This is a genomic window from Pseudomonas sp. PICF6 (assembly GCF_009831705.1).
Lineage (GTDB): Bacteria > Pseudomonadota > Gammaproteobacteria > Pseudomonadales > Pseudomonadaceae > Aquipseudomonas > Aquipseudomonas rhizophila.
In genome coordinates this window covers 337,250-348,948 of the sequence record NZ_WUUD01000033.1, presented here as the reverse complement: position 1 = coordinate 348,948, position 11,699 = coordinate 337,250, and the positions used below count along the sequence as shown (strand labels likewise).

The 11,699-nt window shown below is 60.1% G+C and carries 10 protein-coding genes and 1 pseudogene; 6 read left to right on the top strand and 5 right to left on the bottom strand.

Annotated elements, in window-relative coordinates; genetic code table 11:
- Positions 1–1,196: pseudogene (locus GSM73_RS27940) on the bottom strand (Tex-like N-terminal domain-containing protein); the annotation flags it as partial.
- 355 nt (positions 1,197–1,551) lie between these two features.
- Here GSM73_RS27940 and ompR point away from each other — a divergent pair.
- Both ompR and GSM73_RS24320 read left to right on the top strand, forming a co-directional pair.
- Positions 1,552–2,292 carry a two-component system response regulator OmpR gene (gene ompR / locus GSM73_RS24325; RefSeq protein ID WP_025211284.1) on the top strand — a complete coding sequence of 247 codons (741 nt, stop codon included), beginning with the start codon at positions 1,552–1,554 and terminating at the stop codon, positions 2,290–2,292.
- A gap of 113 nt (positions 2,293–2,405) precedes the next feature.
- Positions 2,406–3,719, top strand: a complete 1,314-nt coding sequence (locus tag GSM73_RS24320; RefSeq protein ID WP_047226842.1) for an ATP-binding protein — start codon at positions 2,406–2,408, stop codon at positions 3,717–3,719.
- Positions 3,720–3,841: 122 nt separating this feature from the next.
- Here GSM73_RS24320 and rimK read toward each other — a convergent pair whose 3' ends face one another.
- Positions 3,842–4,747 (bottom strand): 30S ribosomal protein S6--L-glutamate ligase, encoded by a 906-nt coding sequence (gene rimK / locus GSM73_RS24315; RefSeq protein WP_047226843.1) that lies wholly within the window; start codon positions 4,745–4,747, stop codon positions 3,842–3,844.
- Positions 4,744–5,208, bottom strand: a complete 465-nt coding sequence (locus tag GSM73_RS24310; protein ID WP_171061301.1) for an ATP-dependent zinc protease — start codon at positions 5,206–5,208, stop codon at positions 4,744–4,746. The genes rimK and GSM73_RS24310 overlap by 4 nt, the downstream gene beginning before the upstream one ends.
- A 251-nt stretch (positions 5,209–5,459) precedes the next feature.
- Here GSM73_RS24310 and GSM73_RS24305 point away from each other — a divergent pair, with 251 nt between their 5' ends.
- The 3 genes from GSM73_RS24305 to GSM73_RS24295 all read left to right on the top strand — a co-directional run bounded on the left by GSM73_RS24305 (position 5,460) and on the right by GSM73_RS24295 (position 8,639).
- Positions 5,460–5,864: an RNA-binding S4 domain-containing protein gene (locus GSM73_RS24305; protein WP_047226844.1), complete on the top strand. Its 405-nt coding sequence runs from the start codon at positions 5,460–5,462 to the stop codon at positions 5,862–5,864.
- Positions 5,865–6,013: 149 nt separating this feature from the next.
- The gene (gene hslO, locus GSM73_RS24300; RefSeq protein WP_076383277.1) at positions 6,014–6,916 is read left to right on the top strand and encodes an Hsp33 family molecular chaperone HslO; all 903 of its coding nucleotides are present in this window, start codon (positions 6,014–6,016) and stop codon (positions 6,914–6,916) included.
- Positions 6,917–7,094: 178 nt separating this feature from the next.
- Positions 7,095–8,639 (top strand): phosphoenolpyruvate carboxykinase, encoded by a 1,545-nt coding sequence (locus GSM73_RS24295; protein WP_047226846.1) that lies wholly within the window; start codon positions 7,095–7,097, stop codon positions 8,637–8,639.
- 170 nt (positions 8,640–8,809) lie between these two features.
- Here GSM73_RS24295 and GSM73_RS24290 read toward each other — a convergent pair whose 3' ends face one another.
- On the bottom strand, positions 8,810–9,163 hold the full coding sequence (locus GSM73_RS24290) for a DUF1493 family protein (protein ID WP_047226847.1): 354 nt from the start codon (positions 9,161–9,163) through the stop codon (positions 8,810–8,812).
- A 148-nt stretch (positions 9,164–9,311) separates the two neighbouring features.
- Positions 9,312–10,376, bottom strand: coding sequence for a S8 family peptidase (locus GSM73_RS24285; RefSeq protein ID WP_160894038.1), 1,065 nt, complete (start codon positions 10,374–10,376; stop codon positions 9,312–9,314).
- Between the two features lie 251 nt (positions 10,377–10,627).
- Here GSM73_RS24285 and GSM73_RS27935 point away from each other — a divergent pair.
- Positions 10,628–11,699 (top strand): ATP-dependent DNA helicase RecQ (locus GSM73_RS27935; RefSeq protein ID WP_256677079.1); only part of this gene is annotated, 1,072 nt, incomplete at its 3' end.

Below are 11,699 nucleotides of genomic sequence, written 5' to 3'. Positions count from 1 at the left end.
AGTTCGGCGGCCAGTTTGTCGGTCTCCCGGCTGGCGGTGCCGTTGCCGATGGCGATCAGGTCCACCGAATGCTTGGCGCATAGCGCGGCGAGCACGGCGAGGGTCTGGTCCCACTTGTTATGCGGTACATGGGGGTAGACCGTGGCATGGTCCAGCAGCTTGCCGGTGGAGTCCACCACGGCCACTTTGCAACCGGTACGCAGGCCCGGGTCCAGGCCCAGGGTGGCGCGCGGCCCGGCCGGTGCGGCCAGCAGCAGGTCGTGCAGGTTGTGAGCGAAGACGTTGATCGCTTCTGTCTCAGCGTTGTCGCGCAGCTCGCCCAGCAGATCGGTTTCCAGGTGGGTGTAGAGTTTGACCTTCCAGGTCCAGCGCACCACTTCGGCCAGCCATTTGTCGGCGGCGCGGTTCTGGTTCTGGATGCCGAACTGCTGGCCGATCATGCCTTCGCACGGGTGCATGGTGCCGGGCAACTCATCGCCCACCTTCAGCGCGGAGCTGAGAATGCCTTCGTTGCGGCCGCGGAAAATTGCCAGGGCGCGGTGGGACGGCATGCTCTTGAGCGGTTCGTCGTGTTCGAAGTAGTCGCGGAACTTGGCGCCTTCCTCTTCCTTGCCGGCGATCACGCGGGCGCTGAGGGTAGCCTCCTGCTTGAGGTAATTGCGCAGTTTTTCCAGCAGGTTGGCGTCTTCGGCGAAGCGTTCCATAAGGATGTACTTGGCACCTTCCAGCGCGGCTTTCACGTCCGCCACACCTTTTTCGGCATCGACGAAACGCGCGGCTTCGGTTTCCGGGGACAGGGTCGGGTCGTTGAACAGGCCGTCGGCCAGCTCGCCGAGGCCTGCCTCCAGGGCGATCTGGCCCTTGGTGCGGCGTTTTTGCTTGTAGGGCAGGTACAGGTCTTCGAGACGGGTCTTGGTGTCGGCCAGCTTGATGTCACGCTCAAGTTGCGGGGTCAGCTTGCCCTGTTCCTGAATGCTGGCCAGGATGCTGACGCGCCGCTCGTCGAGTTCTCGCAAGTAGCGCAGACGCTCTTCCAGATGACGCAATTGAGTGTCATCGAGGCTGCCGGTCACTTCTTTGCGGTAACGGGCGATAAAGGGCACCGTGGAGCCCTCATCCAGTAGCGCGACGGCCGCTTCGACCTGTTGTGGGCGTACGCCGAGTTCCTCGGCGATGCGGCTGTTGATGCTGTCCATAAAACCACCTGAAAAATTGTGAAATCAGACTCGCCACTGCAGAAACCGGGCTCGGCGAGACTGGTTGAGCGGCCTGGCGTGCGCCGCTGCCTGGGTCAAGAGGCTGCCTGTTGACCCGCGAAATTCAGAAAGTGCTGCCAGGCAAGGGAAAAAACGATGGGTCGGGATCACGATCCGACATTCCCTGGCACAAAAGGCCGCGCATTATAACCAGCGTTGCGTTCTTAGGGGGCGTCGTGGTCTGTAGGCTCGATACCCGGATGACTGGAGATAGAGGAAAAATCTGCTAACAATGCACACGGTGCGTATAACGGCAGCTAGGCCATAATGCGCGCCGAGATCAAAGGAGCTTCCTATGAGCAGCACTGCACAAACTGCTGAAGGCGAAAAAATTCTTATTGTTGACGACGATCCGGGGCTGAGCAGCCTGCTGGAGCGCTTTTTCGTCAGCAAGGGCTACCGTGCCCGCACCGTACCGAACACCGAGCAAATGGATCGGCTGCTGGCCCGTGAGGTCTTCAACCTGGTGGTCCTCGACCTGATGCTGCCAGGTGAAGACGGTTTGACAGCCTGCCGTCGCCTGCGTGGCGCCAACAACCAGATCCCGATCATCATGCTCACGGCCAAGGGCGATGAGCTGAGCCGTATCAAGGGTCTGGAACTGGGCGCTGACGATTACCTGGCCAAGCCGTTCAACCCGGACGAGCTGATGGCCCGGGTCAAGGCGGTGTTGCGTCGTCAGTCGGCCCCGGTGCCTGGCGCCCCGGGCAGCGAAGATGAAAGCGTGACCTTCGGCGACTATGAACTGTCCCTGGCCACTCGCGAGCTCAAGCGCGGCGATGAAATACACATGCTCACCACCGGTGAGTTCGCCGTGCTCAAGGCCCTGGTGATGAACGCCCGTCAGCCGCTGACCCGCGACAAGCTGATGAACCTGGCCCGTGGCCGTGAATGGGATGCGCTGGAGCGATCCATCGACGTGCAGATTTCCCGTCTGCGCCGGATGATCGAGCCTGATCCTTCCAAGCCGCGATATATCCAGACTGTCTGGGGCGTGGGTTATGTATTCGTGCCGGATGGCGCCGCCAGCAAGTGATCGGTGATTTGTAGGAGCGGGTGGCCTGGCGGGTTGAATTTCTTCCTGCAGGCGACTCGCGGTCCGTTATTGTGCGAGCATCGCTCGCTCCTGCAAGTGTGTAGCGGCTATTCATGAAAACCCCCGTTTGGTTCCCCCAGAGCTTCTTCTCCCGCACCCTCTGGCTGGTGCTGATTGTCGTGCTCTTTTCCAAGGCACTGACGCTCGTCTACTTGCTGATGAACGAAGATGTACTGGTGGACCGGCAGTACAGCCATGGCGTTGCCTTGACCCTTCGAGCCTATTGGGCCGCCGACGAAGCCAACCGGGAGAAGATCGCCGAAGCGGCGACCCTGATCCGGGTGGTTGGCGCCGGCGTGCCGGAAGGCGAACAACACTGGCCTTACAGCGAGATCTATCAACGGCAGATGCAGGACGAACTCGGCGCCGATACCGAAGTGCGCTTGCGTATGCACTCGCCTCCGGCGCTGTGGGTCCGTGCGCCGAGCCTGGGGGATGGCTGGTTGAAGGTACCGTTGTACCCCCACCCGTTGCGCGGCCAGAAAATCTGGAACGTGCTTGGCTGGTTCCTGGCCATCGGCCTGTTGTCGACCGCTTCGGCGTGGATCTTCGTCAGCCAGCTCAATCAGCCGCTCAAGCGTCTGGTCTACGCTGCCCGACAATTGGGCCAGGGCCGTAGCGTGCGATTGCCCATCAGCGACACTCCCAGTGAAATGACCGAGGTGTACCGCGCTTTCAACCAGATGGCCGAGGACGTCGAGCAGGCCGGACGCGAGCGTGAACTGATGCTTGCAGGCGTCTCCCACGACCTGCGCACACCGTTGACCCGTTTACGGCTGTCGCTGGAGTTGATGGGCGAGCATACCGACCTGACCGATGAAATGGTCCGCGATATCGAAGACATGGACGCGATTCTCGATCAGTTCCTGGCGTTCATTCGCGACGGTCGGGACGAGTCCGTGGAAGAAGTCGATCTCAGCGAGCTGGTACGGGAAGTGGCCGCGCCCTATAACCAGAACTGCGAAAAAGTGCACCTGCGCCTGGAGCCGATCCAGCCGTTCCCGCTGCGCCGGGTGTCGATGAAGCGATTGCTGAACAACCTGATCGGCAATGCCTTGAATCACGCCGGCACGGGCGTCGAAGTGGCGGCTTATGTTTCCGGTGATACCAGCGCACCTTATGTGGTGCTCAGCGTCATGGACCGTGGTGCCGGGATCGATCCGTCGGAACTGGAAGCCATTTTCAACCCCTTCACCCGGGGCGACCGTGCCCGGGGCGGAAAAGGCACGGGATTGGGCCTGGCCATTGTCAAGCGCATCGCTTCGATGCACGGCGGCAATGTCGAATTGCGCAACCGCGCCGGTGGTGGTCTGGAAGCGCGGGTGAGGTTGCCGTTGGGGCTGTTGTTGCCTAGGGATGCGGTATAGGGATACACCCGTTTGCTCAAGAACTGATGTGGGAGCGAGCCTGCTCGCGATAGCAGTGGATCAGCAGCATTGATGTTGACTGACACGCCGCTATCGCGAGCAGGCTCGCTCCCACCTATGAGTTAACCCTTACCCTTGGTCCGGGTCATGTTCGGCCCGCCATTCTTTTCCAGATGCTCGATGATGATCCCCGCCACGTTCTTGCTCGTGGTGGTTTCGATCCCTTCCAGGCCCGGCGAGGAGTTGACCTCCATCACCAGCGGCCCGTGATTGGAACGCAGGATGTCTACACCCGCCACGGCCAGGCCCATGACTTTAGCGGCGCGCAGGGCAGTCATGCGCTCTTGCGGCGTGATCTTGATCAGGCTCGCGCTACCGCCGCGGTGCAGGTTGGAGCGAAATTCCCCGGGCTTGGCCTGGCGCTTCATCGAAGCGATCACCTTGTCGCCGACCACGAAGCAGCGAATGTCCGCGCCGCCGGCTTCCTTGATGTATTCCTGGACCATGATGTTCTGCTTCAGGCCCATGAACGCTTCGATCACCGACTCGGCGGCCGTCGCGGTTTCACACAGCACTACGCCGATACCCTGGGTGCCTTCCAGCACCTTGATGACCAGTGGCGCGCCGTTGACCATGGCAATCAGGTCGGGAATGTCGTCGGGAGAGTGGGCAAAACCGGTCACCGGCAAGCCGATCCCACGGCGCGACAACAATTGCAGCGAGCGCAACTTGTCCCGGGAGCGGGCGATGGCCACGGACTCGTTGAGGGGAAATACTCCCATCATTTCGAACTGGCGCAACACGGCGCAACCATAGAACGTTACCGACGCACCGATGCGCGGGATCACCGCATCGAACCCTTCCAGCGGCTTGCCACGGTAGTGGATCTGCGGCTTGTGGCTGGCAATGTTCATGTAGGCGCGCAGGGTATCGATCACCACCATTTCATGGCCACGTTCGGTCCCGGCTTCAACCAGGCGACGAGTGGAATACAGACGCGGATTACGCGACAGCACAGCGATCTTCATGCAACACCTGTGGCAGAGGTAGTGGACACCGGGAACACCGGCTTGTCTTGAACGTATTTGATGCCCGGATTGACCACCAACTGGCCGTCGATCAAGGCTTTGGAACCCAATAACAGGCGATATCGCATGGACTTGCGGCAGGCAAGCGTGAACTCGACTCGCCAGATCCGATCCCCCAGTGCCAGCGTCGTGCTGATCACGTAGCGAACCTGGGCGTGGCCGTTGGAGCTTTTTATCGTTTTGCGCGCCACCAATGGGGCTTCGCAGCGACGATGGCGCAACTGCACCACCGTTCCCAGATGCGCGGTGAAGCGCACCCATTTTTCACCGTCGCGCTCGAACGGCTCGATGTCGGTGGCGTGCAGGCTGGAGGTGCTGGCGCCGGTGTCGATTTTTGCCCGCAGGCCCGCGACACCCAGATCCGGGAGCGCCACCCACTCGCGTAGACCGACAACGGTCAGATGGTCAAAAGTCTTCAATAAAAAAACCTGCGATCAGTACATCGGATCGTGGAGCCCGCGAATCGCGGTATTCACGCAGAATAATCACAAAATGGCGACAGTTATCTACACACCTGTTTCCGCTCGTAACCGATACCGGCCCGCATCGTGCCGCAAGTCAGTTCGGCCGACATTCTATCTGTCGGACCGAATTCGTGCGCTCGACAAAAACGGTAGTACAGTTCTGACTATTGGCTGAAAGAGGAATTGCAGTGGCACAAAAAAAGGAAGAAGACGACAAGGTCCGTCTCGATAAATGGTTGTGGGCAGCGCGATTCTATAAAACCCGCGCCCTGGCCAAGACCGCCATCGAAAGCGGCAAGGTCCATCACCGGGGCGAACGTTGCAAGCCGGGCAAGGAGCCTCGCATCGGCGACGAATATGTCATTCGCACCGGGTTCGACGAAAAAACCGTGGTTGTCCAGGCCCTGTCGATCGTGCGCCGCGGCGCGCCGGAAGCGCAGGCGCTGTATCGCGAGACCGAAGCCAGTATCGCCCGGCGCGAAACCGCAGCCGCCCAGCGCAAGGCCGGCGCCTTGGGGGTCAGCACCGATGGCAAGCCCAGCAAGAAGCAGCGTCGGGATCTGTTCAAGTTTCATGGCAGCAATAGCGAATAAAAGATCGGCAATTTGAGGCCGCAGTGCCTTTGGCTCGGATGCGCAGTCAGCCCCATCCCGTCCGACAAACCCTGGCCTTGCTTGGAACCCACCCGGAATGTCCATAAAATGCCCTTCATCCTTTGTCATCACCTCAGATACCAGACCCTATGACTGATTTGCCGGATACCGACTACACCCAACGCTTCATCTTCGATGACAGCGACACTCGTGGCGAACTGGTGGCGTTGGAGCGTAGCTACGCCGAAGTTCTTGCCAAGCATCCCTATCCGGAACCGGTCGCCCAACTGCTCGGTGAACTGATGGCGGCTGCGGCGCTGCTGGTCGGCACCTTGAAATTCGATGGCTTGCTGATTCTCCAGGCCCGTTCCGAAGGCCCGGTGCCATTGTTGATGATCGAATGCTCCAGCGAACGCGAGATCCGTGGCCTGGCCCGTTATCACGCCGAGCAGATCGCCCCCGACGCGACCCTGGCCGACATGATGCCCGATGGCGTGCTGGCGCTGACGGTCGATCCAACCCACGGCAAGCGCTACCAGGGTATTGTCGATCTCGATGGCACGTCTCTGGCTGAATGCTTCACCAACTACTTCGTCATGTCGCAACAGACCAACACTCGCTTCTGGCTCTATGCCGACGGGCGGCGTGCCCGTGGTTTGCTGCTGCAGCAGTTGCCCGCCGATCGCCTTCGCGACCAGCAAGAACGTGACGCCAGCTGGCAGCACATCACCGCTCTGGCCAGCACCCTGAGCGCCGATGAGCTACTGAGCCTGGACAACGAAACCGTGTTGCATCGTCTCTACCATCAAGAGCAGGTCCGCCTGTTCGACGTTCAGCCGTTGCGCTTCCAATGCAGCTGCTCTCGTGAACGTTCCGGCAATGCGCTGGTCAGTCTGGGTCTGGAAGATGCGCAGCAATTGGTGATCGAGCATGGTGGCGCCATCGAGATCGATTGCCAGTTTTGCAACGAGCGCTACCTGTTCGACGCTGCGGACATCGCCCAATTGTTCGCCGGTGCGGGTGTCGACACACCGTCAGATACTCGTCACTAAAACGGTTCAGCGCAGGTAAATCTCCTGGCAAACGCCGGATTTACGCCGTACTGACGGGAGGGCCCTACTTTTTTTGGGCTTTTCTGGCATAATCCGGCCCACTTTTTTCGGGTAGTAGTGCGCGACTTCCTACTACAAAACGTTTGGAGCACTCGGCCACAGGCCGACGGGGAATCTCATGACGCAAGCCAATAACGCCGTGTACACCGATCTGAGTGTCGATGATCTGGTCAAAGAAGCCCTCAGTCGCGGTGAAGGCGAGCTTGCCGATACTGGCGCGCTGGTTGTTCGCACCGGTCATCGTACCGGTCGTTCACCGGTTGACCGTTTCATCGTTGAAGAGCCGACCACCCAGGACGCCATTGCCTGGGGCCCGATCAACCGCAAGTTCCCGGCCGACAAGTTCGACGCCCTGTGGGACCGCGTAGCAGCCTATCTGGGCGAGCGTGAGCGTTTTGTCTCCCATGTTCATGTAGGTTCCGACCCTGCGCACTACCTGCCGGTCAAGATGACCACCGAGACTGCCTGGCACAACCTGTTCGGCCGCTGCCTGTTCATCAACCCCGAGCAGTACAACGCCGGTGGCAAGGATGAATGGCAGATCCTCAACGCGCCGAACTTCGTCTGCGAGCCTGAGCGCGACGGCACCAATTCCGACGGCACCGTGATCATCAACTTCGCGGCCAGGAAAGTACTGATCGCCGGCATGCGTTACGCCGGTGAAATGAAGAAAGCGCTGTTCTCCGTCCAGAACTTCCTGCTGCCAGCGGTTGACGTACTGCCTATGCACTGCGCCGCCAACATGGGCGAAGAGGGCGATGTAACCCTGTTCTTCGGTCTGTCGGGCACGGGCAAAACCACGCTGTCCGCCGATGAAAGCCGTTACCTGATCGGTGATGACGAACACGGCTGGGGTGTTGGCGTGGTCTTCAACATTGAAGGCGGTTGCTATGCCAAGTGCATCGACCTGTCCGAGAAGAACGAGCCGGTTATCTGGAAAGCCATCCAGCACGGCGCCGTACTGGAAAACGTCGTTCTGGACCCGGTCACCAAGAAAGCCGATTACGCCGACGACAGCCTGACCCAGAACAGCCGCGCCGCGTACCCGCGTGAACTGATCGAAAAACGCGCACCGAAAAACCTCGGTGGCGAGCCAAACGCAGTGATCTTCCTGACTTGCGACCTGACCGGCGTACTGCCGCCGGTGTCGATCCTCAGTGAAGAACAAGCGGCCTACCACTTCCTGTCCGGTTACACCGCACTGGTGGGCTCGACTGAAATGGGTTCGGGCAGCGGCATCAAATCGACGTTCTCCACCTGCTTCGGCGCTCCATTCTTCCCACGTCCTGCTGGTGAATACGCTGAGCTGCTGATCAAGCGTATCCGCGGCTTCGGCTCCAAGGTCTACCTGGTCAACACCGGCTGGACCGGCGGTGGCTACGGCGTCGGCAAGCGCTTCAACATCCCGACCACCCGTGCGGTGATCGCGGCAATTCAGAGCGGCGCGCTGATCGGTGCTGAAACCGAGCACCTGGACATCATCAACCTGGACGTGCCGTTGGCTGTTCCGGGCGTTGAGACTGGCCTGTTGAACCCACGCAACACCTGGACCGACAAGGCTGCGTACGACGAAGCCGCCAAGGCATTGGCCGGCTTGTTCATCGAGAACTTCAAGAAGTTTGAAGTGAGCGACGCGATCAAGGCCGCTGGGCCGCAGCTGTAAGGCTTGGTTCGCGAATGAAAAAAACCGCCCTTTTCAGGGCGGTTTTTTTATGGACGGCTTTTGAGGGGGCGGATGCAATGCTGTGCTGCTCCCGGCTCGAAAGCAGCCATTATTCCACCTGGAATCACGGTAAACAGCCAGAATAATGCCACTTAATGCGTGCCGTTCGGCTACACCCCTTCCACTTCCTGCGTCTCCCAGCGCTGAGCCTTGATTGCCTTGTAGAGCATCCCAATGGTCAGTGGCACCTTGCTGCCACGGCCCTTGGCCCTGCGCTTTTGAAACACATCAAATCCTTCCGGCTGAAAGTAGCGGTACGCGTCGTAGTCAATGAGGTCGAGGGCGAACCGCTCCTCCAATGCTTCCATCAGATGCCGAGCGTCCGCGCCGTCACAGCCCAAGTCGAGATTGATGGCGGTGTCCAGACGGATTGTCTTGCGCTCCGGCAGGCCGATTTCTTCATGGAGCAGTTCCATGAGCTGGCGCATGGCGTGGTCGTCAGGAAAATCTGGGGCGAGGTACATGAAAAAATGTCCGGGCTGAGGGTGGCGTCTGTATAGGTGGAAAGTTTAGGGCGAAATCTTTGCCCGTTGGAAAAAGAAGAAATATCCCACGACCGTCTAGGAATTGTCCGGGAGGCTTCGACAGCCGCGAGCGGTAGCGGCTCCTGATTCAGTCAGCCAGCGTTCCTTGGGCGCGTCGTGAGGCCGCCTCAAGGTCCATCAACCCTCTGCCGTAGGCTTCGCTGTTGGCGTAGATGCCAGTGCGGTTGGCTGTCGCCAGCAGATGTTCGCGCACTTGCTGTGCGTTGAGCTGCGGGTAGAGGCTTTGCAGCGCGGCCAGTGCGCCACTGACCAACGCGGCGGCCGGGGATGTGCCGGCGGTTTGCACGTAACGGCCATCCTTGCCCACGGTAAGCAGGCCTGCCTGTGGACCTGCGTCGCCGCCGGGTACGGCGATGCACCAGGCGGCTGCGACGCCGCAATAGTTGGATTTTCCATTGATGGTGCTGCCATCGTTTTTCAACGCCACGACCGCGATCCAGCCTTTCTCCAGTTCCGGCAACGCTGCTGGTAACCCAGGTTCGGCCAAGGGCTCGCGCTTGAGCTCATTGCCGGTCGGGAAGACAAATACGGCGCCGTCTTTCACCAGTTTTCGGGCAGCGGCCAGGGAGTCGGGCATCACCTGGTTGTAACGTGCTTCAGTGATTTCGGTGGCGGGGATGGCGTTGGCCCACGAGTTATTGAACAGGCGCGCGCCCTTGTCGAAACCGCTTTGCCAGGACTGTGCGATTTCGCTGTCGAAAAAAAACGGTTCGTTGTCGTCGCCGAAACGGAAGGGGATCAACCTGGCCTCAAACGCGATGCCATGCATGCCCTGGTCGTCCTTGTTGGCGGCGAGGATGCCGGCCATTTGCGTGCCGTGACCGACCCGGTCAAGGGTACCGGGACGGTTTTCGACATGGTCGAATCCGGGGTCACCCAGCCTGCCCTCGAACTCCGTCAGCCTGCTGTTCAGTCCAGAGTCGATCAGCGCCACGGTCACGTTCCGGCCGGTGCCACCCCGGGCATACAGAGCTGAGGCTTTGACGATGGCCAGACCTTGCTGGGCGCGGTATTCCGGTGTTTCGAACACGGTGGTTCGCATGTCGGGTTGTGCTGGGATGGTCAAGCAACCGGCCAGGAGTGAGGCCGACGTTAGCGCCAGGGTGCGTAGCGCGGAAAATGGATGTGACATGGTTCAGTCCTTGAGCGGAGTCTTGAGCGCCGGGCTTCCAGGCCTGTAACGCATGAGTGGATGGCGCACCTTACCTTGCAAGCGAAACGGGAACGAGGCATCAAAGTGCCTGGATTTGTATCGCCTCATGGCAAAGCACAAAGGCGCTGAGGCTGTATCATCCGGTATCGTTTTCCCCCCAAACCTTTTCTCGACTCCCTGCGCCGTCCGGCTAGGCTTTTGGCATCGCAGCAGTCAAGGAGTGACCGCCTATGCACAGCACCCTGGAACAGGTTTTCGGTTATCCGCAGTTTCGCCCCGGTCAGGAAGCTGCCGTCAGCGCAGTACTTGCCGGTCGGTCGGCAGCGGCCATTTTTCCTACCGGCTCGGGCAAGTCCCTGTGCTATCAATTGCCGGCCCTGCTATTACCGCATCTGACCCTGGTGGTCTCGCCGCTGCTGGCACTGATGCAGGACCAACTGGCGTTCCTGCATCGCCATGGCATTGCGGCGGCGAGTATCGATTCAGTCCAGCGTCGTGACGAAGCCAGCGAGGTCATGGCACGGGCCCGTTCGGGCGAGTTGAAGATTCTGATGATTTCGGTGGAGCGGCTGAAGAACGAGCGCTTTCGCAATTTCCTGCAGCAGGTACCGATCTCGTTGCTGGTGGTAGATGAGGCCCACTGCATCTCCGAATGGGGGCATAACTTTCGTCCCGACTACCTCAAGCTCCCCGACTACCAGCGTCAGTTCGACATTCCCCAGGTGTTGCTGTTGACGGCCACCGCAACGCCCAAAGTCATCGCGGACATGCAGGCGAAGTTCGCCATCGCCCCCGACGATGTGGTCACCACCGGCTTCTATCGACCTAACCTCAACCTGCTGGTGGAACCGGTGCGCGGCGCGGATAAGCGGCGGCGACTGGTGCAATGGCTGGGCGAGCGAGCCGGACAGCCGAGCATCGTCTATGTCACCTTGCAGCGAACCGCCGAGCAGATTGCCGAGCACCTGAGCCAGCATGGGATTGAGGCCCAGGCTTATCACGCCGGCTTACCTCATGAACAACGCGAAGCCATTCAGCGACGGTTCATGGGCGGGCAGTGCAATTGCATCGTTGCGACCATCGCCTTCGGCATGGGTATCGACAAGAGTGATATCCGCAACGTGGCGCATTTCGACCTGCCTAAATCCATCGAGAACTACAGCCAGGAGATCGGCCGGGCGGGGCGTGACGGGTTGCCGTCCGATTGTCTGGTCCTGGCCAACCGTGACAGCCTCAACGTGCTGGAAAACTTTGTTTATGGTGATACGCCGGAGCTGGCGGGTATTCGGTGCGTGCTTGATG

Coding starts and splice junctions, on each gene's coding strand:
- ompR (WP_025211284.1), top strand. CDS start 1,552: ATGAGCAGCACTGCACAAACTGCTGAAGGCGAAAAAATTCTTATTGTT.
- GSM73_RS24320 (WP_047226842.1), top strand. CDS start 2,406: ATGAAAACCCCCGTTTGGTTCCCCCAGAGCTTCTTCTCCCGCACCCTC.
- GSM73_RS24295 (WP_047226846.1), top strand. CDS start 7,095: ATGACGCAAGCCAATAACGCCGTGTACACCGATCTGAGTGTCGATGAT.
- hslO (WP_076383277.1), top strand. CDS start 6,014: ATGACTGATTTGCCGGATACCGACTACACCCAACGCTTCATCTTCGAT.
- GSM73_RS24285 (WP_160894038.1), bottom strand. CDS start 10,376: ATGTCACATCCATTTTCCGCGCTACGCACCCTGGCGCTAACGTCGGCC.
- rimK (WP_047226843.1), bottom strand. CDS start 4,747: ATGAAGATCGCTGTGCTGTCGCGTAATCCGCGTCTGTATTCCACTCGT.
- GSM73_RS24290 (WP_047226847.1), bottom strand. CDS start 9,163: ATGTACCTCGCCCCAGATTTTCCTGACGACCACGCCATGCGCCAGCTC.